The organism is Streptomyces sp. NPDC005752 (assembly GCF_040630715.1).
Classification (GTDB): Bacteria; Actinomycetota; Actinomycetes; order Streptomycetales; family Streptomycetaceae; genus Streptomyces.
Map to the genome: position 1 here is coordinate 28,987 of NZ_JBEXYB010000005.1, position 26,485 is coordinate 55,471.

At 69.1% G+C, this 26,485-nt stretch carries 23 protein-coding genes, 2 pseudogenes and 1 riboswitch; of the genes and pseudogenes, 12 read left to right on the forward strand and 13 right to left on the reverse strand.

Going from position 1 to position 26,485, the window contains the following annotated elements:
• The first annotated feature begins 257 nt into the window (after positions 1 to 257).
• Positions 258 to 2,165: an AAA family ATPase gene (locus ABZ441_RS05910; RefSeq protein WP_358968874.1), complete on the forward strand. Its 1,908-nt coding sequence runs from the start codon at positions 258 to 260 to the stop codon at positions 2,163 to 2,165.
• A 60-nt stretch (positions 2,166 to 2,225) separates the two neighbouring features.
• Here the strand turns inward: ABZ441_RS05910 and ABZ441_RS05915 are convergent, their stop codons facing one another.
• From ABZ441_RS05915 to ribD, 10 genes are all read right to left on the reverse strand, one after another.
• Positions 2,226 to 3,311: a hemolysin family protein gene (locus ABZ441_RS05915; protein ID WP_358968876.1), complete on the reverse strand. Its 1,086-nt coding sequence runs from the start codon at positions 3,309 to 3,311 to the stop codon at positions 2,226 to 2,228.
• Positions 3,308 to 4,702 (reverse strand): hemolysin family protein, encoded by a 1,395-nt coding sequence (locus tag ABZ441_RS05920; RefSeq protein ID WP_358968878.1) that lies wholly within the window; start codon positions 4,700 to 4,702, stop codon positions 3,308 to 3,310. Before ABZ441_RS05920 ends, ABZ441_RS05915 begins: the two co-directional genes overlap by 4 nt.
• 188 nt (positions 4,703 to 4,890) lie before the next feature.
• Positions 4,891 to 5,370 (reverse strand): PH domain-containing protein, encoded by a 480-nt coding sequence (locus ABZ441_RS05925; protein ID WP_358968879.1) that lies wholly within the window; start codon positions 5,368 to 5,370, stop codon positions 4,891 to 4,893.
• Between the two features lie 37 nt (positions 5,371 to 5,407).
• A complete protein-coding gene (hisG, locus tag ABZ441_RS05930) occupies positions 5,408 to 6,256 on the reverse strand; it encodes an ATP phosphoribosyltransferase (protein ID WP_358968881.1) in 849 nt (282 codons plus the stop codon).
• Between the two features lie 52 nt (positions 6,257 to 6,308).
• Positions 6,309 to 6,581, reverse strand: a complete 273-nt coding sequence (locus tag ABZ441_RS05935) for a phosphoribosyl-ATP diphosphatase (protein WP_358968883.1) — start codon at positions 6,579 to 6,581, stop codon at positions 6,309 to 6,311.
• Positions 6,582 to 6,616: 35 nt separating this feature from the next.
• Positions 6,617 to 7,102, reverse strand: coding sequence for a 6,7-dimethyl-8-ribityllumazine synthase (ribH, locus tag ABZ441_RS05940; protein WP_358968885.1), 486 nt, complete (start codon positions 7,100 to 7,102; stop codon positions 6,617 to 6,619).
• 33 nt (positions 7,103 to 7,135) lie between these two features.
• Positions 7,136 to 8,422, reverse strand: a complete 1,287-nt coding sequence (locus ABZ441_RS05945) for a bifunctional 3,4-dihydroxy-2-butanone-4-phosphate synthase/GTP cyclohydrolase II (protein ID WP_358968886.1) — start codon at positions 8,420 to 8,422, stop codon at positions 7,136 to 7,138.
• Positions 8,419 to 9,063: a nicotinamide mononucleotide transporter family protein gene (locus tag ABZ441_RS05950; RefSeq protein ID WP_358968888.1), complete on the reverse strand. Its 645-nt coding sequence runs from the start codon at positions 9,061 to 9,063 to the stop codon at positions 8,419 to 8,421. Before ABZ441_RS05950 ends, ABZ441_RS05945 begins: the two co-directional genes overlap by 4 nt.
• Positions 9,060 to 9,680: a riboflavin synthase gene (locus ABZ441_RS05955; protein WP_358968890.1), complete on the reverse strand. Its 621-nt coding sequence runs from the start codon at positions 9,678 to 9,680 to the stop codon at positions 9,060 to 9,062. Before ABZ441_RS05955 ends, ABZ441_RS05950 begins: the two co-directional genes overlap by 4 nt.
• Positions 9,681 to 10,781, reverse strand: coding sequence for a bifunctional diaminohydroxyphosphoribosylaminopyrimidine deaminase/5-amino-6-(5-phosphoribosylamino)uracil reductase RibD (gene ribD / locus ABZ441_RS05960; protein ID WP_358968891.1), 1,101 nt, complete (start codon positions 10,779 to 10,781; stop codon positions 9,681 to 9,683).
• 179 nt (positions 10,782 to 10,960) lie between these two features.
• Positions 10,961 to 11,091: riboswitch (FMN riboswitch) on the reverse strand.
• A 149-nt stretch (positions 11,092 to 11,240) separates the two neighbouring features.
• Here ribD and ABZ441_RS05965 point away from each other — a divergent pair.
• Positions 11,241 to 11,558 (forward strand): YrhK family protein, encoded by a 318-nt coding sequence (locus ABZ441_RS05965; RefSeq protein ID WP_358968893.1) that lies wholly within the window; start codon positions 11,241 to 11,243, stop codon positions 11,556 to 11,558.
• Positions 11,559 to 11,688: 130 nt separating this feature from the next.
• Entirely contained in the window at positions 11,689 to 11,829 is a 141-nt protein-coding gene (locus ABZ441_RS05970) for a hypothetical protein (protein WP_358968895.1), read from the forward strand.
• A gap of 53 nt (positions 11,830 to 11,882) precedes the next feature.
• On the opposite strand, the gene ABZ441_RS05975 is transcribed toward ABZ441_RS05970, so the two are convergent.
• A complete protein-coding gene (locus ABZ441_RS05975) occupies positions 11,883 to 12,137 on the reverse strand; it encodes a DUF397 domain-containing protein (RefSeq protein WP_358968896.1) in 255 nt (84 codons plus the stop codon).
• Positions 12,134 to 13,000 (reverse strand): helix-turn-helix transcriptional regulator, encoded by an 867-nt coding sequence (locus ABZ441_RS05980; RefSeq protein ID WP_358968898.1) that lies wholly within the window; start codon positions 12,998 to 13,000, stop codon positions 12,134 to 12,136. The genes ABZ441_RS05975 and ABZ441_RS05980 overlap by 4 nt, the downstream gene beginning before the upstream one ends.
• Before the next feature lie 549 nt (positions 13,001 to 13,549).
• On the opposite strand from ABZ441_RS05980, the gene ABZ441_RS05985 reads away from it, so the two are divergent.
• From ABZ441_RS05985 to ABZ441_RS06020, 8 genes and pseudogenes are all read left to right on the forward strand, one after another.
• Positions 13,550 to 14,584, forward strand: a complete 1,035-nt coding sequence (locus ABZ441_RS05985) for a MarR family transcriptional regulator (RefSeq protein ID WP_358968900.1) — start codon at positions 13,550 to 13,552, stop codon at positions 14,582 to 14,584.
• A gap of 157 nt (positions 14,585 to 14,741) precedes the next feature.
• A complete protein-coding gene (locus tag ABZ441_RS05990) occupies positions 14,742 to 15,236 on the forward strand; it encodes an ATP-binding protein (RefSeq protein ID WP_358968901.1) in 495 nt (164 codons plus the stop codon).
• Between the two features lie 48 nt (positions 15,237 to 15,284).
• Complete coding sequence (locus ABZ441_RS05995; RefSeq protein WP_358968902.1) at positions 15,285 to 15,776, forward strand: SseB family protein; 492 nt, start codon at positions 15,285 to 15,287, stop codon at positions 15,774 to 15,776.
• The gene (locus ABZ441_RS06000; RefSeq protein ID WP_358968908.1) at positions 15,773 to 16,420 is read left to right on the forward strand and encodes a hypothetical protein; all 648 of its coding nucleotides are present in this window, start codon (positions 15,773 to 15,775) and stop codon (positions 16,418 to 16,420) included. The genes ABZ441_RS05995 and ABZ441_RS06000 overlap by 4 nt, the downstream gene beginning before the upstream one ends.
• Entirely contained in the window at positions 16,420 to 21,018 is a 4,599-nt protein-coding gene (locus ABZ441_RS06005; protein ID WP_358968914.1) for a putative T7SS-secreted protein, read from the forward strand. The genes ABZ441_RS06000 and ABZ441_RS06005 overlap by 1 nt, the downstream gene beginning before the upstream one ends.
• Before the next feature lie 4 nt (positions 21,019 to 21,022).
• On the forward strand, positions 21,023 to 21,517 hold the full coding sequence (locus tag ABZ441_RS06010) for a hypothetical protein (RefSeq protein WP_358968917.1): 495 nt from the start codon (positions 21,023 to 21,025) through the stop codon (positions 21,515 to 21,517).
• Positions 21,518 to 21,755: 238 nt separating this feature from the next.
• Positions 21,756 to 22,964, forward strand: a pseudogene (locus ABZ441_RS06015) (protein kinase); the annotation flags it as partial.
• Between the two features lies 1 nt (position 22,965).
• Positions 22,966 to 23,775 (forward strand): annotated as a pseudogene (locus tag ABZ441_RS06020) (3'-5' exonuclease); the annotation flags it as partial.
• Between the two features lie 45 nt (positions 23,776 to 23,820).
• Here the strand turns inward: ABZ441_RS06020 and ABZ441_RS06025 are convergent.
• Complete coding sequence (locus tag ABZ441_RS06025; RefSeq protein ID WP_358968919.1) at positions 23,821 to 25,020, reverse strand: ROK family transcriptional regulator; 1,200 nt, start codon at positions 25,018 to 25,020, stop codon at positions 23,821 to 23,823.
• Positions 25,021 to 25,159: 139 nt separating this feature from the next.
• Between ABZ441_RS06025 and ABZ441_RS06030 the strand changes: the two genes are divergently transcribed.
• Positions 25,160 to 26,389 carry an MFS transporter gene (locus tag ABZ441_RS06030; protein WP_358968920.1) on the forward strand — a complete coding sequence of 410 codons (1,230 nt, stop codon included), beginning with the start codon at positions 25,160 to 25,162 and terminating at the stop codon, positions 26,387 to 26,389.
• The last annotated feature ends 96 nt before the right edge of the window (positions 26,390 to 26,485 follow it).

Consider the following 26,485-nt stretch of genomic DNA (forward strand, 5'->3'; position numbering starts at 1 on the left):
CAGACGCGAAGCCCCCGGTTGTTCCCCCGTGATCGGGGGCTTCGTCCTGCCCTCCCACCCCAGCTCAGCGGACCCTGCGCTCACCCTCGGTCACTGCCGCTGGAGCGCCGGGATCACCCTTAACCGCTCACTCCCTGTGCAGGTACGATGCCTCTCGGGTGCGGTCAATTCCCTTCCCCGGCACGGTGATTAGGTGCGCATCGGTGGGCATGCTGTGCGGGCGGGACATTCCGGGGGCACGCTTTGTGGGGGACCTGATGGACATCGGCACGCCGGGCATGCAGGCCCCGGCCGACCTTGCCTGGCTGCGCGGGGTGGACGCCTACACCATGGGCGCGTACCCGCAGGCCGAGGAGGAGTTCAGAAACGCGGTCCGTCTAGACCCCGGCATGGCGGACGGCTGGCTGGGACTGCACGCGCTGCGGATCGACACCACCACGGCACTGTTACGCATGTACCGCCATCGCGACCGCTTCGGCGAGCAGCGCACCCGACATCGCCGCACGCTCAACTCGTGGTACTGGCTGGGGTGGTGGGTGCAGCCGGTGCTGGAGAGCCCGCGCGACCTGCTCCTCGCGCACGCCTCGCATTGGCTCGACGGTCGCCATGTCGCCGAGCTGGACCGGGCGTTGGCGGGGCTTCCGCCCGTAGACACCGATACCCAGGTGCGGTTCCTGCACGCCTGCCGCTCCTATCTGGTCAAGGACTGGGAGCAGTTGGTGCGCAGCACCGAGCAGCTCGTCGATGATCCGCTGCTCGGCATCGAGGCGGGTCTCTTCGGGGGGATGGCCCGGGTACGCCTGGAGATGTACGGGCAGGCGGAGCCCCTGCTGTCCGCCGCGCTGATGCGCTGTCGCAGCGAGCAGCCGCAGCGCAAGGAACTGCGCTACTGGCTGGCACGGGCCCACGAGGGCACCGGCCGCAGCGCGGCGGCCCTGCCGCTGTACCGCGCGGTGCACCGTGTGGACCCGGCGTTCATGGACACCTCGGCCAGACTGGCGGCGATATCCGAGGGAGACGGCTACGACGAGGCCGTCGATCTCGCCCCGGTCTCGCTGGCCGGCTTCGGTTCGGACGGCTCGGGTGTGGAGGCCCGGACGGACGGGGACACGGCGCTCGGCACCGACCTGGTGGACGGCCCCGAGCCCTGGCTCGGCGGCGCCCCGCCGGGCCTGCCCGGAGCCTCGGCGCCGCCCTCCGGGTCAGGCGGTGCGGGGGCGCGCCGAAAGCCGGGGGCGCCGCCGTCCGCGGTCTTCCCAGCGGGGCCGAGCGACCCGGTGATGCTTGCGGAGGCCCTGGCCAAGCTGGAGCGCATGGTCGGGCTCGAACCCGTGAAACGCCAGGTCAAAGCCCTGTCCGCCCAGCTGAACATGGCGCGGCTACGGGCTGAGCAGGGGCTGCCGGTACAGCCGCCGAAGCGCCACTTCGTCTTCTCGGGCCCCTCAGGGACGGGCAAGACCACGGTCGCCCGCATCCTGGGCCGGGTGTTCTACGCGCTCGGGCTGCTGGGCGGCGACCACCTGGTCGAGGCCCAACGCTCGGACCTGGTGGGCGAGTTCCTCGGACAGACCGCGGTGAAGGCCAACGAGCTGATCGACTCGGCACTCGGCGGGGTGCTGTTCGTGGACGAGGCGTACAGCCTCTCCAACTCCGGTTACAGCAAGGGCGACGCGTACGGCGACGAGGCCCTGCAGGTGCTCCTCAAACGGGCCGAGGACAACAGGGACCACCTGGTCGTCATCCTCGCCGGCTACCCGGAGGGCATGGACCGGCTCCTCTCCACCAACCCGGGACTCTCCTCACGCTTCACCACGCGGGTCGACTTCCCCAGCTACCGCCCCCTCGAACTCACCGCGATCGGCGGGGTGCTGGCCTCGGACAACGGCGACGTGTGGGACGAGGAGTCCCACGACGAACTGCGCAGCATCAGCGGCCACGTGGTCGAGCAGGGCTGGATCGACGAGCTGGGCAACGGCCGTTTCCTGCGCACCCTGTACGAGAAGAGCTGCGCCTACCGTGATCTGCGGCTGTCCGGTTACACCGCCGCACCGACCCGGGACGACCTGGCCACCCTGCGGCTGCCGGACCTGATGCAGGCGTACGGCGAGGTGCTGTCGGGGCGCGGTCCGGCGGACCGGGGGAGGCAGGAGCCCGGGGCCCTGTGAAACCGCCGTCGGGCGGCCCGGTGGGGCCGCCCGACGGCGGAGGTGATCACCTGGGCGCGGTCACCCCGAGGGGGCCATCGCCTTCGTCGCCTCCACCGCGCGGCGGGGCACCGAGACGCGGTGGGCCGGGTCGCGGACCTCGCCCACGAGCATCTCCAGTACGTCCTCCATGGCGACCAGACCGAGCACCTTGCCCGACGCGTCGGCGACCTGAGCGAGGTGTGTGGCCGCGCGCCGCATGACCGTCAGGGCGTCGTCCAGAGGCAGTTCCGCCCGCACGGTGGCCATCGGGCGCCAGATCTGCTGGGGAACGGCCCGCTCGCCGTCCTCCAGCTCCAGGACGTCCTTGACGTGCAGATAACCCATGAACGGGCCGCCGCCCTCCGCACAGACCGGGAAGCGTGAGTAGCCGGTCCGTACGGTCAGCTCCTCCACCCGGCGCGGGGTGACGGACGGGTCCACCGTCACCAGGGACGCCCGGTCGAGCAGCACGTCGGTCACCGGCCTGCTGCCCAGCTCGAGCGCGTCCCCGAGCCGTTCCTGTGCCTCCGGCTCAAGCAGGCCGGCCATGCCCGCGTCCTCCACCAGCCGGTTGAGCTGCTCACTGGTGAAGACGGCCTCGACCTCGTCCTTCGGCTCCACGTTGAAGAGCCTCAGCACGAGCCTGGCGCACGCCCCGAGCGCGGAGGTGACGGGCCTGCAGAGCCGGGCGAACCCGACCAGGCCGGGGCTGAGCCACATCGCGGTCTTCTCGGGGGCCGCCATCGCCAGGTTCTTCGGGACCATCTCGCCGATGACGAGATGGAGGAAGACCACGGAGACGAGGGCGACCGCGAAGCCGAGCGGGTGGACGAGCCCTGCGGGCACGTGCGCCGCGTGGAAGACCGGTTCCAGGAGATGGGCGACGGTCGGCTCGGCGACCGCGCCGAGCGTGAGGGAGCAGATGGTGATGCCGAACTGTGCGGCGGCCATCATCTGCGGCAGGTTCTCCAGGCCGTACAGGACCTGTCTGGCCCGGTTCGACCCTCCTGCCGCGAGGGGTTCGACCTGGCTGCGCCGTACGGAGACGAGCGCGAACTCGGCGCCGACGAAGAAGCCGTTCGCCAGCACGAGGAGACCTGCGAGGACCAGCTGTACGAGGCTCATCGCACTGCCTCCAGCAGGTCCTGGGTGAGCCGCTCCGGGCGCTCCGGCTCGTCCGGTCGTTCAGCCGGGGGTACCGGTATGCCGGTCAGCCGGACGAAGCGGACCTGTTCGGCGCGGTAGTGGCCGACCTGGCGGACGGAGACCCGCCAGCCGGGCAGTTCGGCGCGGTCACCGGGTGCGGGGATGCGTCCCAGCAGATCGGCGACCAGTCCCGCCACGGTCTCGTACGGCCCTTCTGGTACGTCGAGGCCTATCCGCCGCAGGGTCAGCACCCGGGTGCTGCCCTCCACGTCCCATCCGGCCCGTCCGTCGTCCGCGACGACGGGCGTCAGCTCGGGGCGGTCGGCGCCTTCGACGTCGTGCTCGTCCCTGACCTCGCCGACGAGCTCCTCGATGATGTCCTCGAGGGTGACGACACCGGCTGTGCCGCCGTACTCGTCGACCACGACGGCGATCGGCTGCTCGCTGCGCAACCGCTTGAGCAGCTGCTCGACCGGCAGGCTCTCCGGCACCAGGAGCGGCGCCACGGCGATCCGGCTCACCGGGGTGCGCAACCGCTCCTGGGAGGGGACGGCCAGCGCGTTCTTGAGGTGGACCATGCCGACGACCTCGTCGATGCGGTCCCGGTAGACGGGGAAGCGGGACAGGCCGGTGGCCCTCGTGAGGTTGAGGACGTCCGCCGCGGTCGCCGACGCCTGCAGTGCGCTGACCTTCACCCGCGGGGTCATGACGTGCTGCGCGGTGAGTCCGGCGAGGGACAGGGTCCGCACGAAGAGATCGGCGGTGTCCTGCTCCAGGGTGCCGGCCTCGGCGGAGTGCCGGGCCAGGGAGACGAGTTCGCCCGGGGTCCTGGCGGAGGCCAGTTCGGCGGTGGGTTCGACACCCAGCAGTCTCACCAGCCGGTTGGCCACGGTGTTCAGGGCGGTGATCACCGGCCGGAAGAGGGTGGAGAAGCGGTGCTGGGGCCCGGCGACGAACCGGGCGACCTGGAGCGGCCGCGACACCGCCCAGTTCTTCGGGACCAGCTCGCCGATCACCATCTGCACGGCGGAGGCGAAGAGCATGCCGATCACGACACTCACCCCGGGAACGGCCCCCGAGGGCAGTCCGGTGGCGGTGAGCGGTCCGGCGAGCAGCTGGGCGAGCGCCGGTTCGGCGAGCATGCCGACGACCAGCGAGGTGATGGTGATGCCGAGCTGGGTGCCGGAGAGCTGGAAGGAGAGTTCGCGCAGGGCGGCGACGACGGTGCGCGCCCGGCGGTCGCCTTCGGCGGCGGCGCGTTCGGCGTCCGGCCGTTCCACCGTGACGAGCCCGAATTCGGCTGCCACGAAGAACCCGTTGGCGAGGATGAGAAGGAATGCCGCGAGGAGCAGCAACAGGGGGGTGGTCATGCCGCCGCCTCCGGGGAGAGGGCGGCGCAGGTACTACCGGACGATCCGTCCATTGCTGGAGGGAGTCACTCCTTGGGTCGCAGGAATGTGCCCCGCGGGCCTCGAGGGCCTTCTGGTGCGGGGCGGGGCGCACCGGGTGCGCCACCGGTCCCAGAATAATCGGGATCGGGCCGTACTGGGCAGGGGGCTCAGCTGTTCTCCGTCACGTCGTTCACTCCGCTGCCGTGGAACTCGGTGAGGGCGCGGAGTGTCCGCGCGTCCCGGATGGCCCTTTCCTTGGCGATGCCGGGCTGGATGCCGAGGGCGGGCATGCTGGTGCCGTCGCTGAGGTCGAGGAAGACCCACGGGTCACCGGCGCGCAGATTGACGCGGAGGATCTCCGCCCAGGCGAGTCGGCGGGTACGGGTGATGTTGACCACCGTGATGCCTGCCTCGTCGGCTGTGATGCGGGGCCGGCTGAGAAGGGCGAGGACGCCGAAGAAGAGCAGGGCGACGAAGACGAAGCTGGTCCGCTCCCCCGCGCTGAGGTTCTCCAGGATCATCGCGACCGCGGTGATCACGACGAACATCGCCGCCCCCACGGCCAGCAGGACCACCCGGGTGAGGGTGGGCCGGAAGGTGGCCGGGAGGTCGGGGAGTCCGGGCGGCGGGGGCGCGGGGGCGGACATGGCTCTGTCGTCCTCGGGTTCGCGGGTGGTCCGGCCGTCAGAGGCGGCAGGCGTGGATGGCCGTCGTGAGGATGGCGCGCGCACCCAGCTCGTACAGGTCGTCCATGATCCGCTGGGCCTCCTTCGAGGCGACCATGGAGCGGACGGCGACCCAGCCCTCGTGGTGCAGCGGGGAGATGGTCGGCGACTCCAGGCCGGGAGTGAGGGCGACGGCGCGCTCCAGGTGCTCGACCCGGCAGTCGTAGTCCATCATCACGTAGCTGCGGGCCACCAGGACGCCCTGGAGACGGCGCAGGAACTGCTGCACCTTGGGGTCCTCGGTGTCGGCGCCCTTGCGGCGGATCACCACGGCTTCCGACTTCATGATCGGCTCGCCGATGATCTCCAGGCCCGCGTTGCGCATGCTGGTGCCGGTCTCGACGACGTCGGCGATGACCTGCGCGACGCCCAGCTCGATGGCGGTCTCGACGGCGCCGTCGAGGTGCACGACGGAGGCGTCGACGCCCTCGTCGGCGAGGTGCTTCGCCACGATGCCCTCGTAGGACGTGGCGATCGTCATGCCGGTGAAGTCCTTGGGGCCGGTGGCCGTGCCGGGCTTCGTGGCATAGCGGAAGGTGGACCGGGCGAAGCCGAGCTGGAGGATCTCCTCGGCCTCGGCGCCGGAGTCCAGCAGCAGGTCACGGCCGGTGATGCCGATGTCCAGCCGACCCGCGCTGACGTAGATCGCGATGTCGCGCGGCCTCAGGTAGAAGAACTCGACCTCGTTCGTGGGGTCGACGAGGACCAGTTCCTTCGACTCCTTGCGCTGCCGGTAGCCCGCCTCATGGAGCATCGCCATCGCAGGCCCGGAGATTGCACCCTTGTTGGGGACGGCGATGCGCAGCATGAGGTCAGGTTTCCTTTGTGCGGAGGGAGTTCCGGGGCGTGCTGGGGTGTGCTCAGAGGTGGGCGTAGACGTCGTCGAGGGAGATGCCGCGGGCGACCATCATCACCTGGACGTGGTAGAGCAGCTGCGAGATCTCCTCGGCGGCGGCTTCCTTGCCCTCGTATTCGGCGGCCATCCAGACCTCGGCGGCCTCCTCGACGACCTTCTTGCCGATGGCATGCACACCCTTGTCCACCAGCTCGGCGGTGCGGGAGGTGGAGGGGTCGCCGCCGGCGGCCTTGAGCTGGAGCTCGGCGAAGAGCTCTTCGAAGGTTTTGTTGGCCATGATGGTCCTTAGAATACGGGGTCCCGGAGGACTGCTCAGCGCCAGGGTTCGCTGACGGTACGCAGCGTGGCGGCGGTGGCCACGGCGGCGGTGACCGCCTCGTGTCCCTTGTCCTCGTTGGATCCCTCGAGTCCGGCCCGGTCCAGCGCCTGCTCCTCGTTGTCACAGGTGAGCACCCCGAAGCCGACGGGCACTCCGGTGTCGACGGTGACCTGGGTCAGGCCGTTGGTGACGCCATGGGACACGTATTCGAAGTGCGGGGTGCCCCCACGGATGATCACTCCGAGGGCGACGATCGCGTCGTATCCACGGCCTGCGAGCACCTTGGCCACCACCGGGAGCTCGAAACTGCCGGGGACGCGGAGCAGGGTCGGCTCGTCGATCCCGAGGTCGTGCAGGGCGCGCAGGGCGCCGTCGACGAGTCCGTCCATGACCTTCTCGTGCCACTGGGCCGCGATCACCGCCACCCGCAGGTCTCCGCAGTTGCGTACGGACAGTTCGGGTGCGCCCTTGCCGCTCATGTCTCTCCTGTGTGTTCGTGTGTGCGTCGGTGCTTACTGGTTGCCGCAGGCCGACGCGGAGGCGTCGAGCCACGGCAGGTCGTGTCCCATCCGGTCCCGCTTGGTGCGCAGGTACCGCAGGTTGTGCTCGCCGGCCTGGACGGGCATCGGCTCGCGTCCGGTGATCTCGAGTCCGTACCGCACGAGTGCGGCGGTCTTGTCCGGGTTGTTCGTCATCAGGCGCAGGGTCCGCACACCGAGGTCGCTCAGGATCTGGGCGCCCGCCGCGTAGTCCCGGGCGTCGGCGGGCAGGCCGAGTTCCAGATTGGCGTCGAGGGTGTCGGAGCCGCGCTCCTGGAGTTCGTACGCGCGCAGCTTGGACAGCAGTCCGATACCACGGCCCTCGTGGCCGCGCAGGTAGACGACGACCCCGCGGCCCTCGGCCGTGATGCGTTCCATGGAGGTGTGCAGCTGGGGGCCGCAGTCGCAGCGCTGGGACTGGAAGATGTCACCGGTGAGGCATTCGGAGTGGACCCGGACGAGGACGTCCTGGCCGTCGCCGATGTCACCGTGGACGAGTGCGACGTGCTCGACGCCGTCGACGAGGGACCGGTAGCCGTACGCGGTGAACGCGCCGAAGCTGGTGGGCAGCCGGACCTCGGCCTCGCGGCGCACCGTGGGCTCGGCACTGCGGCGGTAGGCGATCAGGTCCTCGATGGAGATGATCGTGAGGCCGTGCTTGCGGGCGAACGGGATGAGCTCGGGCAGCCGCAGCATCACTCCGTCCTCACCGGCGATCTCGACGATGGCACCGGCGGGGCGCAGCCCGGCGAGCCTGGCCAGGTCGACCGCGGCCTCGGTGTGGCCGTTGCGGACGAGGACGCCGCCGGATCGGGCGCGGAGCGGGAAGACGTGGCCGGGGCGTACGAAGTCGCCGGGGCCCGCCGTGCCGCCTGCCAGCATCCGGAGCGTGGTGGCGCGGTCGGCCGCGGAGATGCCGGTGGTCACCCCGTGCTCGGCGGAGGCGTCGACCGAGACGGTGAAGGCGGTCTTCATCGACTCGGTGTTGTGCGTGACCATCTGCGGGAGGTCGAGGCGTTCGAGCTCGTCGTCCTCCATGGGCGCGCAGATCAGTCCGCGGCACTCGCTCATCATGAAGGCGATGATCTCGGGGGTCGCCTTCTCGGCGGCGATGACGAGGTCGCCCTCGTTCTCCCGGTCCTCGTCGTCGACGACCACGACGGGCCGTCCGGCGGCGATGTCGCGGATCGCCTGTTCTACGGGGTCGAGCGAGAGGTCCTCGAGGGTGCGGTCGTGCAACCAGGCGGGCTGGGCAGTCATGCCGTGGCTCCCTTCAGAGCGGGTGTCCGCGTACGCAGCCACCAGTCGCGCATGCCCCACAGGACGAGGGCGCCGTAGACGACGTAGATGAGGCCGGAGAAGGCGAGTCCGCTGTGGAAGTTGAGCGGTACGCCGACGAGGTCGACGAGGAGCCAGGCGAACCAGAACTCGACCATGCCGCGGGCCTGGGCGATCATCGCCACGAGGGTGCCGGCGAAGATGTAGGCGTCGGCCCACGGGCTCCAGGAGAGCGACGGGAAGGCAGTGAACAGCCCGCCGACCGCCAGCGTGCCCAGGGCGGCGCCGCCCACCAGGTATCCACGCTCGCGCCAGGTGGCGAAGCGCACGGCGATGGACCCGTCCTGCGCCTTCTTCCTGCCCCGGGTCCACTGCTGCCAGCCCCAGACGGCGACGGCGACGACGATCAGCTGCTTGCCGACGCTGCCCGCCTGCTGCACGGAGACGTTGGCGGCGACCAGGACGACGCCGGACAGGAGCTGCGCGGGCCAGGTCCAGACGGAACGGAGCCAGCCGAGGGCCAGGGCGATCAGACCGATCGTGTTGCCGATCATGTCGGACCAGATGATGTGCTGCCCGAAGGCGGTGAACGCCTCCGAGTTCAGCCAGTCCAGGGCGCTCATGCGACCGGCTCCCCGGCTTCCGGCGCGGCACCGTGGCCGAGCAGACGTTCGACGTACTTGGCCAGTACGTCCACCTCCAGGTTGACCGGGTCGCCGGGCTCCTTGATGCCGAGCGTGGTCAGCGCGAGGGTGGTGGGGATGAGACTGATGGTGAAGTGGTCCCGGCCCGCCTCGACGACGGTCAGGCTCACACCGTCGACGGTGATGGAGCCCTTCTCCACCACGTAGCGGCTCAGGCCGTCGGGCAGGGAGACCTTGACGATCTCCCAGTTCTCGGAGACCCGGCGCTCGACGATGCGGCCCGTGCCGTCCACGTGTCCCTGGACGATGTGGCCGCCGAGGCGGCCGCCGAGGGCCATCGGGCGCTCGAGGTTGACGCGGGAGCCGGCCTCCAGCGCGCCGAGGCTGGAGCGGTCCAGCGTCTCGGCCATGACGTCGGCGGTGAACTCGTTCTCCCCGAGGTCCACGACGGTGAGGCAGACTCCGTTGACTGCGATGGAGTCGCCGTGCTTGGCGCCCTCCGTCACGACGGGGCCGCGCAGTCGGAAGCGGGAGGCGTCGTCGAGTTTCTCGACGGCGGTGACCTCGCCCAGTTCTTCGACGATTCCGGTGAACACTCAGTTTCCCTTCCGAGCAGGAACAGGGACGGCGGTGATGCGCAGATCGGGGCCGATACGGACGGTCTCGGTCACATCGAGGCGCAACGCCTGGGAGATGGTGGAGATTCCGGCGTCGGCGAGGGCGGCGGGGCCCGCGCCGAGGAGGACCGGGGCGAGGTAGCCGACGACGGTGTCGACCGCCCCCGCGGCGACGAAGGCGCCCGCCAGGACGGGCCCGCCTTCGAGGAGTACGGAGCGGATGCCCCGGCCGTGGAGGGCGGCGAGCAGCGCGCCGATGTCCAGGCCGGGCCCGGTGGCGGCGCGCGGCAGGCGCAGCACGGCCTCCTCGGGGAGGTGGCCGGCCTCGGCGTCCTCGGCGACCGCGACCAGGGTGGGCGCGGACCCGTCGAGGACCCGGGCTCCGGGCCGTACGGCGGTGGCGCCGGTGTCGACGACCACGCGGAGCGGCTGGGTGGCACCCTCGATGCCGCGTACGCCCAGCTGGGGGTCGTCGGCCCGGGCGGTGCCGGAGCCGACCACCACGGCGTCGGCCTCGGCACGCAGGCGGTGGACGTCGGCACGGGCCTCGGGGGAGGTGATCCAGCGGCTGGTGGCGTCGGCGGCGGCGATCCGGCCGTCGAGGGTCGCCGCGTACTTCCACAGGACGTACGGACGGCCGAGACGGACGGAGGTGAGCCACGCGGTGTTGCCGGCCTCGGCCTCGTCGGCGAGGAGACCCTGCTCCACCTTGACGCCTGCGGCGCGCAGGGTGTCCGCGCCGCCGGTGGCCTGGGGGTTCGGGTCGCCCACCGCGTACACGACGCGGCGGACACCGGCCTCGGTGAGCGCCTGGGCGCAGGGTCCGGTGCGTCCGGTGTGGTTACAGGGTTCGAGGGTGACGAACGCGGTGCCGCCACGGGCCCGCTCGCCGGCCGCGCGCAGGGCGTGGACCTCGGCGTGCGGCCCTCCGGCGCGCTGGTGGAAGCCTTCACCGGCCTGTTCCCCGGCGGCGTCGAGGATGACGCATCCGACGACCGGATTCGGGCTGGTGGAGCCGAGCCCGCGGGCTGCGAGCATGATCGCCCGCCGCATGGCGGCTGTTTCGGCTGCGGTGGCCACCGGGTCCTCCTGCCTCTTCGGGCACGGACTCCGGGGCCTGTCGATGACGACAGATGAAGCGGAACGCAACAGGGGAACGCCGAAACCGAAGACACGGATGTGGTCGCCCCGGAACATCCCGGAACGTCCGGGAACTCCCGGAAAGCATCCGCCTACGGCGGCGTACCTGTGACGGCCCGCCGCGCACTGCCTCCCATCCGGACTTTCACCGTCGGTCCAGGAATCTCACCTGGTCAACCGGCCGCTGGATGCGGACGGGTCGCGGACTATAACCGCCGGTTCGGAATTACACCGACCCCGGAGTGCGCTGCTGCTGGTACACGGTCATTGTGCCACGACGCGCAGTGATCCGAACGGGTGGCTCTTGTGGAGCGACTCACAGTTCCCGCTGCGGCTGCGGCGTACCACCGCCGCGTGCCGCGCGGCTTCCGTACCGTGGGGCTTCCGTACCGTGGGGACATGAAGAACGCTCCGGACAGCACGCCCATGGTCATCCACGTGGGCCGCGAAGAGCTCGTCATCAAGCGACGCTACGAAGTCACCAGTATCGCCAACGACGCTCTCATCGCCCTGTGGTTCATCACAGGCAGCATCATGTTCTTCTCCGAAGAGTGGACCACCGCAGGCACCTGGTGCTTCCTCATCGGCAGCATCGAGCTACTCATCCGGCCCGCGATCCGTCTCACCCGCCACCTGCACCTGCAGCGCGTTCACTCCCGCACGCTCTGGTCCCGCTCTCAGGCTGCACCACCCACCGACGGCTCACAGGACTACTGAGCGCCCGCTCAGACCCTCGTCGACGGGGTGCGGCCCGGGCACGACGGCCCGTGCGGAGCTGACACCCGGCGGACTGACCAGCGGCCGGCCGGGTCGAGGTGCGGCGGCCGGCCCTGCGGGAGCCGGTTACATGGCCGACCACATCGAGACGACCGCCGGCATAGGGCGCCAGTACTTCGGCCCCGACAAGAGCTTCCGGTCCAACCTGGACCGCAGCGCACGCCGGGCCGCGTGGCGGATGATCCGCCGCGAGGAGAACGTGGACGAGTAGGCACAGTACGGACGGGAGGGCAGGCGCTGCGGCGGGCCCTCCCGATACGTTGCTCAGCCGGTAACTAGCCCGACGAACCCGGCCCATGCATCGGGCCCGACAGTCAGCACGGGGCCGCTGACCTGCTTCGAGTCCCGGACGTGTACGTGCGTGGCAGCGGCTGCGAAATCCACGCACTCGCCACCTTCAGCCCCGCTGTAGCTGCTCTTACGCCAGGCGACCTCAACGCAGTCGCCACCTTCAGCCCCGCTGTAGCTGCTCTTGTACCAAGCAAGCTCCTGCGAGGCAGAGACTTCGGCGGTGTTCATAGCTCTCCCAGCAACTTCTCGATGAACCCCAAGGACTCTCGCGGAGTGAGAGCCTGGCTCCGGATGATCCCATAGCGGGCTGCGGCGAGCCGCGTCTCGTCCCGATCGCTCAGCCAGTTACTGCGCCCTTGCGCCTCGGTATACACGAGCTGTTCCCCGCCCTTACGCGTAACCACTGTGAAGGCGCCGTCCACCCCGGCGTTGTCGTCGCGATCGAGCGGCATCACTTGGATTTCAACGTTACGGAACCGGCCGAACTTCAGCAGCTGCGCAAGCTGCCCATGCAGAACAGCTCGACCCCCCAACGGGCGTCGCAGAACGGGCTCCTCAACAACAAAGCTCATGAGTGGTGCGGGCCAGCGGCTGAAAACCTCCTGCCGCGCCAAGCGTGCAGATACTCGTTGCTCAATGGTGTCCTCATCGAGCAACGGTCGTCGCATGGCGAGAACGGCCCGCATGTACTCCTCAGTCTGCAAGAGGCCCTTGACCATGTGCGTGTCGTACGCGCAAAGCTCGACCGCCTCTGCCTCCAGTCGCGCCATGTCCCGGAAGAACGCCGGGTACTGCGATCGCGCCAACTCCTCCTTCAATGCAACCAGCAGTCCCCCGGCGTCCAGCACCCGGTCCGCCTTGTCAATGAACTCCGGCTGCGGAATTCGCCGCCCCTGCTCGAACGAGGCCACCGACTGCGCCGCATACCCCAGCCGCTTCCCGAACTCCGCCCGGTCCAGCCCCGCCCGGACCCGCAGCAGCTTCAACTGCCGCCCGAACGCGACCGCCACGCCGTTCTCCGGCTTGCCCTCCGGCTGCGTCCCTGATGAGGTCACCGCCCCCGCACCCATGGCCGCCTCGTCCTGCGTCATCGCCACCGCCTGTCCCACGTGCGTACACGCCTCGGCCTATCGCGTACAACCCGCTTGCTAGGGACAGCTCTTCGAGGTCCCGTCCCACCGACGGCACCGGCCCCGGAAGGCAGCGCCCGCCCCGGCTCGTCCCACTCGGGCACCGTAACGACCCGCCCTCCCGCACGCACACCATTCCGACCGCGTTCCATCGAAGGAGTGGCCCGACGCTCGACACCCGAGAGCCGAGCTTCGAGTCTCGGAACCGGTTCGTTCACTCGTTGGGAGGAGGCGATCAAGGGCGCGGGCCCGACGCTTGAGCTTCGGGATTCGGGGGTCGGGATGCGAGCTTCGAGATCCGAGCGATGTTGTTCACCCGGTAGGTAAAAGAAGGGTTTTGGGAAAACCTCCCCACCCTCCCTACCCCGCCACGGCCAGCTGATATGACTAAATGTGATCAGCTTGCGGCGCACTGTCACGCCTGCTTACGGTGCCCCCAACGAATCGACCCCGACGCGGTGCGGAAACACCAGGCCGGGGTCTCACCCCAAGATCGAATCGAGCGATCTCGTGGCTACCGAGCACCCTAGCCCTGCCCTCCACGCCCCCGCATCCTCACGCCCGTACGCGAAAGCACGCCCCGGCTACGGCAAGCGCACCGCGTCAGGGCAACGCACGCCCCACGCGGCCGACTTCGCCCTGATGCCGGAGCGTGAGCGGTACATCGCCGGATACGTCGACCGGCTCCCCGACGGTGCGGCCATGGACATCAAGTCACTGGCCAAGAGCCTCCCGCTGTACGGCCAGATGGCCGTCTCCAGCGCGTTGAAGGCCCTCGGAGCGGCTGGACATCTACGGCGCGTGCGTTGCCTGGCGGGCGCGGGGGAACAGGTCCGCTGGGTCTCCCGCACCTACTGGTCCCGTACGGCCCGCGACAACGAGTGGTGGGACACGTTCCTGACCGCCGAGGGCAGTCACTCCGCGCCGGAGGCGACGCCCACGGCCCCGCCGCCCAGCGACACCGTCCCGGCCTCCTCCCTGCGGGCGACCTCAACACCAACCACCACACCCGAGCCCACCGCGCCTCCGACGCCACCTGCTCCCGCGCCAGCATCACCCGCCCTGCCCAAGCAGCGCACCTCGGTGACACCAGCGGTCGCCGCCTCCCCCGCGTACCTGGCCCTGGCCCAACTCGGCCGCAGGGACACGCGCCTGGCTCTCTCCGCAGCAGACTGCCGCGCCCTGGAGCCCCTGGCCGCCGAATGGTTCGCACGCGGGGTAAATGCCGACTGCCTCACCCAAGCCCTCACGGCGGGCCTCCCCGCCCAGGTCGACTCCCCCGTCGGCCTTGTACGCCGCCGCCTCACCGACAAACTGCCGCCGCACACGGCCGGCATCCCGGCCCCCGCCACGACCGTCACCCCGAAGCGCCGCCTTCTCGCGGAGTGCACCGAATGCGGCCGCCCCGGCGCGCCCGAAGCGCTCCCCGACGGCCTGTGCCGCCCCTGCCGCACCACACCGCAGGAGGCGTCCGCCGCTCCACCTGCCGAGCGCGACGTCCACGCCCTGGTCAGCCAGCTACGCGACTTGACCCGCCTGCCCTGACCCTCCGTTGGCGCTTCAACGCCGACACCGGCAGCACGCAAGTGGACGTGTTCGCCGTGCCCCTCCTGCGTACATGCCCTGCACACTCCGCGTACATCCGCCCCGTGGCGGTGCGTCACCCCTGGCCACGTTGAGTCACGTCGATCAGTGTTGAGGAATGACCGACAAGCAGCCGCTTCTCCCCGTACGACCGAAGCGCGGCCTTCGCGCCCGATTCTCCTGGCACCACTTCACAATGCGCTTCAGCTCCACCCCGCGTGGAGCCCGCCTCGCCCGTCGGCTGGCCGGCGAGCGCCTCGACGCCTGGGGCATCCCGTACGGGTGCGACGCGCACGATGCGTTGCTGCTGACCGTCGCCGAGCTCAGCAGCAACGCGGTGCGCCACGGTCACGTATCCGGCCGCGACTTCCGCCTCCGCCTCTTCGCCGAGGGCACGGCCATCCGCATCGAGGTCACCGACACCCGGGGCGAGTGCCTCCCGACTTCTGCCGCGCCGGCCGCGCCCGACCAGGAGGGAGGCCGCGGCCTCCTGTTGGTCGCCGCCCTGGCCGACCGCTGGGGCTGGTACCCCAGCGTGGACGGGCCGGGCAAGACGGTATGGGCGGTCCTCGAAGTCTCCCCGTGCCCGGAACAGCAGGATTCCAGCCAGTAGGCAGTATCACGTTGCACTCGAAAATCCGTGCGTGTGATGATCCTGCGCATGCCCACGGGTGGGGACGAGATACCGGAACAGCAGCGCAGGCGGTCACGGCTGGCAGACCTGGACGATCTTCCGGGGCCGCCCCCCGACAGAGAACCCCTCGCGACGTCGGGCAAGGCCGAACAGGACCAACTGCGTACGGCTCGGCGTGAGTTTGCTGTGTTGCTGGGCGAGTTCCGGCGAACGGCGGTGCTGGTGCCGCTGGACGAGGCCGGTGACCTGTGGTCGGCGGAGCAGAACGGTGTGCGCTGGATCTGTGCGTTCTCGGATGAGGAGGCGTTGGCCCGGTTCGCGTTGGTCCGTGGGGATGCCGGGCGGGAGTGGACGTACCAGGCCGTTCTGGGGGCGCGGTTGCTGGATGTGATGGTGCCGCTGCTGCCGGGGCCGGCGGGAGTGGCGCTCGATGCGGGCAGTACGGACGGGATGTTGTTCCCGCCGGTGGCGGGCATCGTGCCGGACGCGGTCGCGGTGGATCTCGGGGGGATGCGGTGAGCGGGGAGAACGCGGATCTTCAGGTGCCGCCGGCAGCGTTGGCGGAGATCGCGAAGGGGATCGATCTGGCGCATGCGGAGCTGAAGGAGCTCGGGTTCATCGGTGAGGCGTCTGTGGGGCGGGGGTTTTCGGATCTTGCCTTGTCGGGCCTGGAGTTGGGGCATGGCGGGCTGACGTCGGAGTTCGAGACGTTCTGCGACCGGTGGGAGTGGGGTGTGCGGGCCCTGACGCAGAAGGGCAACGGATTCGCGCTGGGGGTGGGGTTGTCGGCGGGTTCGTTCGCGGAGCAGGAGCAGTACGTCAAGGACTCGATCAAGATCGGTGTGAACTCCCTGAACGGGAACCCGCACGCGTCCGAGGACGACGTCAAGGGGATGAGCTGGGACACGATCAGCACCCAGTCCGCGTACGACAACCCGGACTACAGCCGCGAGTCATGGGATGCGGCCCACGCCGAGGTGAAGCAGACCTGGAAGGACACCACCTACGACGTGGAGGACGCCGCGCTCGACTCGATGGAGCGCAACGGGCTGATGGACCCGGAGGTACGGGACGCGGCGGACGAGCGGCTGCGGGAGCAGCTTGATCCGTCGCAGGAGACGATCGATCAGGCTGAGCAGCCGCGGTGGGGGGAGAGTCGCTGATGGTGGACTGGGGGAAGTGGGGCGACGCCCTGTACGACGGTGCGGGCAATCTCGTCGACAAGGGCAAGGAAGTCGTCGGCGAGGGGATCGACAAGGGCACCGATGTGCTCGGGTCGGGCCTGCAGAAGGTCGGTGCGGACGAGTGGGCGGACGCAGTCGAGGACTGGGGCGATGAGACCGCGTCCTCACTGGGTGCGGACGTCGGGGAGCAGCAGCTCGGTCAGACCGAGGAGGCCGACGAGCTGATCCACGGTCGGCCGGAGAAGATCAGTGCGGCGGTGAAGAACCTCCGGGACTTCCAGAAGGCGTTCGATCTCGTCGGTGGCGGGATGAAGAAGCTGGATTCCGGTCACTGGAAGGGTGAGGCGGCCGATGCCTTCCGGGCCAAGTTCCAGACGCTGCCCACCGACTGGCTGCGCGCGGCGGATGCGTTCGAGAATGCGGCCAATGCCTTGGAAACGTTCGCCGGGACGGTCACCAGCGCTCAGGCCAAGGCCGGTGAGGCGATCGCGCTGTACAAGGACGGCAAGCAGGACTACGAAACTGCGGCAGCTGCCTTCAAGGAGAAGGCGGAGGCGTACAACGCGGTCCGCAACACCGACCATCCCCTCCCGCATCCGGGGACGTTCTCCGACCCGGGCGCGGCCAAGCGCCGGCACGCTCAGGAGATCCTGCAGCGCGCCCGGCAGGCGCGTAACGACGCCGGCGAGGCCGCCAAGGGTGCGATCACCGCGGCGATGGCACATGCCCCGAAGGAGCCCACCGGCCTGGACCGGGCCAAACAGGAGCTCCTCGACTACGGGGTCGGCCAGGGCATGGAGCTGGCGCACTTCGGTGGTGGTGTCGTCAAGGGCACCGCGGGGCTGCTGAACTTCGTACGATCGGTCAACCCGGGCGATCCGTACAACCTGACGCACCCGGCCGAGTACTACAAGGGCGTCAACATGACGCTCGCCGGCCTCACGTCCACCGTCGCCAACCCCGACCGCGCACTGAAGAACGCCTGGGACGCGGCCAAGGGTGACCCCTCAGAATTCCTCGGCCGACTTGTGCCCGAACTGTTCGGCACCAAGGGCGGGGGTTTCATCAAGGGCGGCCTGCGGGCCGGTGTGAAAGACCTCCGCGACCCCCCTAAGGGCCCAAACCGCCAAGGCCACGAGAACAACCCCGACTCCAACGGGCAGCAGTGCAGCAAGGTCGAGTGCGACGGAGACCCCGTCGACGTGGCCACCGGGCGCATGCTGCTCCCGCAGACGGACATCGTGCTCCCGGGCTCACTCCCGTTGGTATTCGAGCGTGTCTTCGACTCCTCGCGCCGGGCCGGCCGCTGGTTCGGCACCGGCTGGTCGAGCACGGTCGACCAGCGGCTGGAGATCGACGCGGAAGGCGTGGTCTTCAGCTGCAACGAAGGCAGCCTGCTCGCCTACCCGCACCCGGCGCCTGGTGTCCCCGTCATGCCCACGCACGGCCGGCGCTGGCCCCTGGACAGAGTGCAGGACGGCTACACGATCACCGATCCGGAAACCGGCCAGGTCCGGCACTTCGTCGACCAGCCCACCGGAGAGCTGGCGCTCCTGGCCCAGATCGACGACCACAACGGCCGCTGGATCGCCTTCGAGCACGACGAGGAGGGTGCTCCGACGTCGATCGTGCACCACGGCGGCTACCACCTGAAACTCACCACGCACGAAGGCAGGGTCACCGCCCTGCACCTGGCAGGCGCCGCCCCCGACGGCACCGACCAGGAGATCCTCCGCTACGGCTACACCGACGGCCACCTCACCGCCGTCACCAACTCATCGGGCAAGCCCCTGCGCTTCGACTGCGACGAACTGGGCCGCATCACCGCGTGGACGGACACCAACGGCAGCCGGTACGAGTACGTCTACGACGAACACGACCGCTGCGTCTACCAGACCGGCACCAACGGCCACCTCGAAGCCCACTTCACCTGGGACGACACCGATACCGAGACCGGCCTGCGTATGACGTCCATGACGGACGGTATGGGCCACACCACACGTTATGTGATCAACGAGCGAGCTCAGGTCGTCGCCGAGATTGATCCGCTGGGGGCAGTCACCCGCTATGAGCACGACCGCTATCACCGACTGATGTCTGTCACGGACCCACTTGGACACACCACCCGTTCCACATACGACGAATACGGTCGGGCGACCGTGGTGGAGCGACCGGATGGAACCCTGTCGAGGGCGCGGTACAACGGGCTCGGGCTTCCGGTGCGGATCACCGACACGGCGGGATCGGTAACGCGTCAGACGTTCGATCAGCAAGGCAACCGCACATCGGTCACCGATCCCTCCGGGGGTGTGACGTCCTTCTCGTACGACGCGCGGGGGCATCTCGCCTCGGTTACTGACGCCCTGGGGCAAACCTCGCTCGTGGCCTGTGACAGAGCAGGGCTCACCATCGGACTCACCGACGCACTGGGCGCCATCAGCCGACTCGGACGTGACGCTTTCGGCCGTACGACGAGCATTACTGACGCTGCCGGCGCGACCACGCGTTTCGAATGGACGGTGGAGGGCCAACTGGAACGCCAGGTCGAGTCGGATGGCAGCGAGCAAAGTTGGGTGTTCGACGGTGAAGGCAACTGTCTGGCGCACGTCGACGCGATGGGAAGAATAACCAGGTCCCAGTACGGCGACTTCGATCTCCTCATAGCCCGGACAGAGCCTGACGGGGCGCTTTTCGAGTTCACTCATGATGTCAACTTGCGATTGACAGAAGTCATCAATCCTCAAGGCCTGCAGTGGCGCTACGCGTACGACCCTGCTGGACGCCTCACGTCCGAGTGCGACTTCGACGGTCGCATCGTCACATACGCCTACGACTCGTCCAACCAGATGGTCTCGAGGACCAACAGTCTCAACCAGACGATCCGGTTCGAGCACAACAGCCTCGGCAAGGTAGTTCTCAAGGATGCTGACGGCGACACGACCACCCTCGAATACGACGCCTTTGGCGAGCTTGCCACGGCAGTCGGCACCGATATGACGTTGTCCCGGCTGCGAGACCGGCACGGCCGTCTGCACTCAGAGACGGTGAACGGACGAACGACGACCTACCAATACGACAAACTAGGTCGGCGCGTCGGAAGGACGACTGCCTGCGGCGCTGTGAGTGAGTGGACCTTTGATGCGGCAGGGCGCCGGAACCATCTCACGACATCCGGACGGGAATTGTCATTCGAGAGAGACCCTGCCGGGCGGGAACTGGTCCGCCACATCAGTGAGACCATCACGCTGACGCACACCTTGGATGCGTCCGGACGCCTCGCCGTCCAGGATGTCACAGCTCGGGGGAAACGCCTTCAACGCCGCGACCACAGCTACCACGCTGATGGCAGCGTCGCACGAATCGTTGATCAACTCGCCGGCGCAAGAACATACGACCTGGATGCCGCCGGGCGCGTTACAGAGGTGCACGCTGCCGATTGGACAGAGCAGTACGCATACGACGCGGCTGGAAACCAGACGTCGGCAACCTGGTCATCACGTACTTGGGGTCACGAAGCGACGGGGGCACGTTCTTACCGAGGTACCAGCATCGAGCGTGCTGGGCGCATTCGCTACATGCACGACGACATGGGGCGAATGATCCTTCGCCAGAAGGCGCGCCTCTCACGTAAACCCGACACCTGGCACTACGAGTGGGATGCTGAGGATCGCCTCATCTCGGTCACCACCCCCGGCGGTCAGAAGTGGCGGTACAGCTACGACGTGCTCGGGCGGCGCATCGCCAAGCGCCGAGTCGCGGAAGACGGACACACCGTCCTGGAGCAGATTCGGTTCACCTGGGACGGCGCCATCCTCTGCGAACAGATCCACGAAGGCGAGGGATTGCCGCACCCCGTCAGCCTCACATGGGATCACGATGGCCTTCGCCCGATATCTCAGACAGAACGCATAATCGCCGTAGACGCATCACAAGAAGTAATTGATGAACGTTTTTTTGCCATAATCACCGACCTGGTGGGAACCCCCAGCGAGCTCATCGATGAGTCGGGTACGCTCGCATGGCGAAGTCGCCGCACTCTTTGGGGGGCAACTGCATGGGCAACCAACAGTTCGACGTACACACCGCTTCGGTTCCCGGGTCAGTACTTCGATCCTGAAACCGGACTACACTTCAACTTTCATCGTCACTATGATCCGGAAACTGCTCGATACATTTCACCGGACCCCCTCGGTCTCATTCCGGCACCCAATCCTGTCACATACGTTCTAAATCCTCTCCTATGGATTGACCCGCTCGGACTCAAGGCTTGCATCGGGGAAGCTGACCCCGCAAGCCAGGCGGGCGATCTCAGCATGCTTGCCGACAAGATTGCTGCGCACGGCGACATCAACAAGCGAGGAATTCCAGGCATCGACGACCTGGATGTGCCGGAGTACCTCGAAGATATGATGACTGCAAAACCTGGTATTAAAATGAGAGACTCCCCGTCGGGAAACCATCGTTGGGCATGGTGGGACGAAGCGAGCAAGACAATGCTCATCCGCGAGGGGTTCAACGGCACCTTCATGCAACCGAGTGACGGCTTCAACTATTTCATGCGCCAACTCCAGGAGTAACACCATGAACGAAATTTTGAGACTTCAACACGAATCATCGGATTCCCCCCACACAGACGCAACCTGGTCCCTACTGTCCGAGTCGGCAATCAACAGCATCGCTCAGTACGACGCCTATCGACTGGAAATCGAGCTGGAAGGACTTGCCCCCCAAATCCGTGAGAAAATCATGGAACCACTGTATTCCATGAGAAGACTGCTCTCTTCCTGGGAGCATCTCGTGCGGAGGATGGAGTCAGACTGGAAACTGCCGGGACAGTATCCGATCAGCGCCTACATCAACGATCTGGATTCACGTAGCCGGTTGCAGATTGCCATGGCCACACTTAATGACGAGGCTCAGGCAGCACTGTCCCCTTTGCTGGCAGAGTTGGACAATCGCTTCCTGCACGAGTCGGTGCCTGACGAATCGGGCGAGCTCCGGCCCTGGCTGAAACCGTCGTCAGGTGAAGAGCCGCAGGGATTTTGGCTGCGCAAACCTCATAGGCACCCCTGGTAGGCCGCCGCCCCGCCCACCGGCGAGGGTGACGGGCGCCGCAGCAAAGGGCTCCTATGTCCCAAGGACCGAGCTGCGCACACCAACCGTTCCCGCTCCGGTGACCGGAAAGTAACGTCCCCTTCCTCGCTCCCACGGCTTCGCTGGACTGGAGATCGCCGCTCGGAGAGACTTGCCCCACCATGTCGGGTCCGCACACCAACACGCGCGGGCCATCAGCGCACGCACACACGGGGGCAAGGTGCCAGACCAGCCGATCGCCGGGCGGTACGAGCTCCTGGAGGAGCTCAACAGCGGCGGTATGGGCGACGTGTGGCGCGGTCACGACGCCGTGCTGGACCGGCCCGTCGCGGTGAAGGTGGTCCGGCGGCAGGCCGTCGCCGGCTCACCGCAGCTGGCTGAGGAGTTCGCCAAGCGGTTCAAGCGCGAGGCCCGCATCACCGCGCGCATCCAGCATCCCGGTGTGCCTCAGGTATTCGACGCCGTGCTGGATGACGCCTTTGAGCGGCTGTTCCTCGTCATGGAGCTGGTCGACGGCGTCCCGCTGTCCGCGTACATCCACCCGGATCATCCGCTGCCCGTCAGCTGGGCCGTGGCCGTCGCCGCGCAGGTCGCCAACGTGCTGTCGCACGCCCACGAGGTGCCCGTGATCCACCGCGACCTCAAGCCGGGCAACATCCTGGTCGCGCAGGACGGGACGGTGAAGGTCCTCGACTTCGGGATCGCGGCGATCCTGCGTACGGACGTCACCAAGCTGACCGCGACCGGCAGCCCCATCGGGACGTACCAGTACATGGCGCCGGAGCAGGTTCGCGGAGGGCGGACCAGTCCGCAGACCGACCTGTACGCGCTGGGTTGCGTACTGCACGAACTGCTCAGCGGGAGGCGCTTGTTCACCGCCGACAGCGAGTATCTGGTGATGTACCAGCACGTGAACGCCGCCCCGACCCCGCTGCGCCTGCTTCGGCTGGACGTACCGGCGCCCCTGGAAGACCTCGTCCTGCACCTGTTGCTCAAGGCGCCTGAGGCCCGGCCCGTCGACGTACAGGAGGTGTACGAGCGGCTCCGGCCCTTCCTGCCGTCGCCCGGCGAGAGGCCTGCGCCCGGTGAGGCGGGGCCGCGGGGAGCGCCCGATCCGACGGGCGTCTTCCGTCAGCCGTACGCGCCGCGCGCCCGCGCCGGTACGAGCAGGGCCGTACCCACCACAGTCGACCCGAACGCCACGCCTCCGGTTCCCGTTGCCGTACCGGAGCAACTGCGGGAGGAGATCGCGGAGGCGTACGCGCACTCCGACGCGCTGCTGGACGAGGAGCGGTTCGCTCAGGCCGCCGAGGTGCTGAGCGAGATCATCGAGCCGGCCGCACGCGCCCTCGGTGCCGAGAACAAGAAGGTCCTGGAGCTCCGGACTCAGCGCGCCGCGATCCAGCTACTCGGTGGGGACTACCGGGCTCCGGCACGTGGTCGTCGACGAGGCACAGGACCTGCACCCCGCCCAGTGGCGGCTGCTGCGCGCCGCGGCCCCGGCCCGGCCGGACGACCTCTTCATCGCGGGTGACCCCCACCAGCGCATCTACGACACGAAGGTGTCGCTGAAGGCGGTCGGCGTCCGTGTCTCCGGGCGGTCCACGAAGATGCGCAAGAACTACCGGTCCACCCACGAGATCCTCAGTTGGTCGACCGCCCTCCTCATCGGCCGGCCCTTCGAGCAACTGGCGGACGATGCCCGCAACGAGACGCTGCTCGGCTATCGGTCGGCCCTGCACGGCACCGGGCCCGAAATGTTCGGCGGGAACTCGGAAGCCGCCGAACTCGACGCCCTCGTCGCGCGGGTGCGCGCGTGGCTCGACAGTGGGATCCAGCCGGGTGAGATCGGAATCGGCTCCCGGTTCAACAAGAGTTGCGACAAGGTGGTCGAACGTCTCACAACAGCGGGGATCCGCGCGGCACGCCTACGGGGCGATGCCGTCTCCGACCCGGCCACGGTCCAGGTCGGCACCATGCATGCGTTCAAGGGGCTGGAGTTCCGGTGTGTTGCCGTCGTAGGCGTGAGCAGCGGCGCCCTGCCGTATCCGAGGGCCGTGACCCCGGCAGACGTCGACCGGCTGCAGCACGACGCGGACCTTCTTGCTGAGCGCTGTCTGCTGTTCGTCGCCTGCACCCGCGCGCGGGACGGTCTGTACGTGTCGTGGTGGGGCGAGCCGAGCGACTTCCTGGTGCAGACGGGGGCCGTGAGTCACCACGATGTCCCGCACCGGAGCTGAGGAGCCGTCCCGGACCTGACTCGGGCATGCCCCCGCCAGGGACCCTCATCCCCCTGCGCCGAAGAGGACGTCCTGCGCCGCCTCGCGCGCTGCGAACAGCGCGCCGCGCAGCACCGCCCCACCGCCCAGCGTCCCGGCCCTGACCTCCGTACGCAGTGGTGACATCCGGGCCAGCCGCTCCTCCACCCGCGCGGCGAGGACGTCGCCGCCGGCCCGTCCGACCTCGCCGGCCAGCACGAGGCAGCCGGGGTCGAGTACGGAGACGACGGACGCGGCGCCGAGCGCGAGGCGGCCGGCGAGCTCCTCCAGGAAGGCGCCACCGTCCGCGTCGCCGGAACGCAGCGCGGCCCGTACGGCGAACGCCGCAGCGGGGTCCTGCTCCCGCACCCCGCCCACCGAGGGGTCCGACACCTTGATGCCGTGGTCCGCGGCGAGCCCGCAGATGGCGGCGGAGCCCACCAGGGAGTGAAAGCCGCCGTCGCAGTCGACCGCGGAGGGGACCCCGGAGGTGCCCGGCACCGGGAGGAAACCGATCTCTCCCGCTCCGCCCGAGGCGCCGCGGCGCAGCTTCCCGTCGAGCATGACGGCGGCGCCGATCCCGTGGCCGAGCCAGAGCAGCACGAAGGTGTCGCGGTCCTGGGCGGCTCCGATGCGGTGTTCGGCGACGGCGGCGAGATTGGTCTCGTTCTCCACGAGGACCGTGGCGGGCAGCCGCCGCTGGAGCTCCCGCACCAGGCCCCGGTGCCAGGCGGGGAGCCCGGCGGTGTTCCTGAGCTCGCCGGTGACCGGGTCGATCAGGCCGGGGGCTCCGATGCCGACGCTGTGCAGCGGGGCCGATCCCGCGGTGCGGGCGGTGCGCTCCAGCATGGCCACGGCCCGCTCGACGGCGGGCTGCGTCCCGGTGTCACTGCCGATGGGCAGGGTGGCCTCGGCGAGGGTGACGCCCAGCAGGTCCGCCACGGCCACGGCGACGCTGTCCGTTCGTACGTCGAGGGCGGCCAGGTGGGCGCGGTCGGCGACGATCCCGTACAGCCGGGCATTGGGTCCACGGCGGTCCGAGCCGCTCTCCCCGACGACCCGGACCAGGCCGGCGTCCTGCAGGCGGTCGACCAGGTCGGCGACCGTGGGGCGGGACAGTCCGGTCAGGACCTTCAGCTGAGTGGCCGTCAGCGGGCCGTCCTGCTGGAGGTGCCGCAGGGCGAGCCGGTCGTTGATGGCCCGGGCGGTGCTCGGGGATGCGGGCATGCCGGGATCCTTCCAGATCACTGACGGTCCGCCGTCTCGGGGTTATTTATCAGGCAGGGTTCCTGATAGTTTACGGCCCGCATCGCGCATCGGCGCCGGGGACACCCCGGGCCGGACTTTTCAGGGGAGGGCATGGCGGATGACGACGGAACCAGCGATACCGGTCTTCGGCACGGAGCAGATCAGGCGGGCCAGGTACGCGGTCGCCGCGGTCTTCGCCGTGCACGGGGCGGTGACCGGCAGCTTCGCCACCCGGGTCCCCTGGATCCAGGACCACGCCTCGGTCAGCGCGGGTCAGTTGGGTCTCGCGCTGGCCTTCCCCGCGATCGGCGCCTCGCTGGCCATGCCGATGGCGGGCAGTGTCAGCCACAGGTTCGGCGCCCGTACCGCGCTGCGCGGGCTGCTCGCGCTCTGGACCCTGGCACTGGTCCTCCCGGCGCTGGCCCCGAACCTGCTCACGCTCTGCCTCGCGCTGTTCGTGTACGGAGCGACCGCAGGAATGTCCGACGTGGCGATGAACGCACTGGGCGTCGAGGTGGAGAACCGGCTCGACAGGTCGATCATGTCCGGGCTCCACGGCATGTGGAGCGTGGGCGCCCTCGTCGGTTCGGCAGCGGGCACGGTCGCGGCGCACATGGGTGCCGACGCACGGCTGCACCACACGCTGGCCGCGCTGGTACTGACCGCCCTCGGCCTGGCCGCCTGCCAGGGCGTCCTGGACCTGCGCAGCGAGCCCGACGAGGAGCCGCCGCCGCGCTTCACCCTGCCGCCGAAGTCCGCACTGGCCATCGGGGCGGTGGGCTTCTGCGCGGTGTTCGCCGAAGGGGCGAGCATGGACTGGTCGGCGGTCTACCTCCGGGACGTCATGGGCAGCTCCGCGGGGCTCGCCGCGGCGTCGACCACCGCGTTCGCCCTGATGATGGCCATCGCCCGGATCGCCGGCGACAGGGTCGTCGACCGTTTCGGCGCGGTGCGCACCGTACGGGCCGGAGGGGTCCTGGCGACGGCCGGCGGACTGCTCGTGGTCCTGTCGTCCGGTCCCGCCCCGGCGCTCGTCGGCTTCGGGCTGCTGGGCCTCGGCGTGGCGGTGGTCGTCCCGCTGGCGTTCGCCGCGGCCGGGCGCAGCGGCACGAACCCGAGCCGGGCCATCGCGGGCGTCGCCACCATCACGTACACCTCCGGGCTCATCGCGCCGTCCGCGATCGGTTCACTGGCCGAGGCGACCTCGCTGCTCGTGTCGTTCGGGCTGGTGACGGTGCTGGCGTTCGGACTGGTCCTGGGGGCGGGCGTGCTGCGGGCGGGTGACCGCAAGGTCGCCGAAGGCGGGACGGCGAGGCCGGCGCCGGCCCGGAGCCCGTCGGACGGCTGACCGGCACGGCCGCGTGGCGTGGCTCCGGGCCGCCTCGTCCCGTGTGGGGGTCGCCCCTATGTGAGTGGTCAAGATCGAGGCCCGGTCGGACGCGCA

Bases quoted from the DNA above. Each gene is read 5' to 3' on its own strand.
- ABZ441_RS05910 (WP_358968874.1), top strand. From the start codon at position 258: ATGGACATCGGCACGCCGGGCATGCAGGCCCCGGCCGACCTTGCCTGG.
- ABZ441_RS05915 (WP_358968876.1), bottom strand. From the start codon at position 3,311: ATGAGCCTCGTACAGCTGGTCCTCGCAGGTCTCCTCGTGCTGGCGAAC.
- ABZ441_RS05920 (WP_358968878.1), bottom strand. From the start codon at position 4,702: ATGACCACCCCCCTGTTGCTGCTCCTCGCGGCATTCCTTCTCATCCTC.
- ABZ441_RS05925 (WP_358968879.1), bottom strand. From the start codon at position 5,370: ATGTCCGCCCCCGCGCCCCCGCCGCCCGGACTCCCCGACCTCCCGGCC.
- hisG (WP_358968881.1), bottom strand. From the start codon at position 6,256: ATGCTGCGCATCGCCGTCCCCAACAAGGGTGCAATCTCCGGGCCTGCG.
- ABZ441_RS05935 (WP_358968883.1), bottom strand. From the start codon at position 6,581: ATGGCCAACAAAACCTTCGAAGAGCTCTTCGCCGAGCTCCAGCTCAAG.
- ribH (WP_358968885.1), bottom strand. From the start codon at position 7,102: ATGAGCGGCAAGGGCGCACCCGAACTGTCCGTACGCAACTGCGGAGAC.
- ABZ441_RS05945 (WP_358968886.1), bottom strand. From the start codon at position 8,422: ATGACTGCCCAGCCCGCCTGGTTGCACGACCGCACCCTCGAGGACCTC.
- ABZ441_RS05950 (WP_358968888.1), bottom strand. From the start codon at position 9,063: ATGAGCGCCCTGGACTGGCTGAACTCGGAGGCGTTCACCGCCTTCGGG.
- ABZ441_RS05965 (WP_358968893.1), top strand. From the start codon at position 11,241: ATGAAGAACGCTCCGGACAGCACGCCCATGGTCATCCACGTGGGCCGC.
- ABZ441_RS05970 (WP_358968895.1), top strand. From the start codon at position 11,689: ATGGCCGACCACATCGAGACGACCGCCGGCATAGGGCGCCAGTACTTC.
- ABZ441_RS05975 (WP_358968896.1), bottom strand. From the start codon at position 12,137: ATGAACACCGCCGAAGTCTCTGCCTCGCAGGAGCTTGCTTGGTACAAG.
- ABZ441_RS05980 (WP_358968898.1), bottom strand. From the start codon at position 13,000: ATGACGCAGGACGAGGCGGCCATGGGTGCGGGGGCGGTGACCTCATCA.
- ABZ441_RS05990 (WP_358968901.1), top strand. From the start codon at position 14,742: ATGACCGACAAGCAGCCGCTTCTCCCCGTACGACCGAAGCGCGGCCTT.
- ABZ441_RS05995 (WP_358968902.1), top strand. From the start codon at position 15,285: ATGCCCACGGGTGGGGACGAGATACCGGAACAGCAGCGCAGGCGGTCA.
- ABZ441_RS06005 (WP_358968914.1), top strand. From the start codon at position 16,420: ATGGTGGACTGGGGGAAGTGGGGCGACGCCCTGTACGACGGTGCGGGC.
- ABZ441_RS06010 (WP_358968917.1), top strand. From the start codon at position 21,023: ATGAACGAAATTTTGAGACTTCAACACGAATCATCGGATTCCCCCCAC.
- ABZ441_RS06025 (WP_358968919.1), bottom strand. From the start codon at position 25,020: ATGCCCGCATCCCCGAGCACCGCCCGGGCCATCAACGACCGGCTCGCC.
- ABZ441_RS06030 (WP_358968920.1), top strand. From the start codon at position 25,160: ATGACGACGGAACCAGCGATACCGGTCTTCGGCACGGAGCAGATCAGG.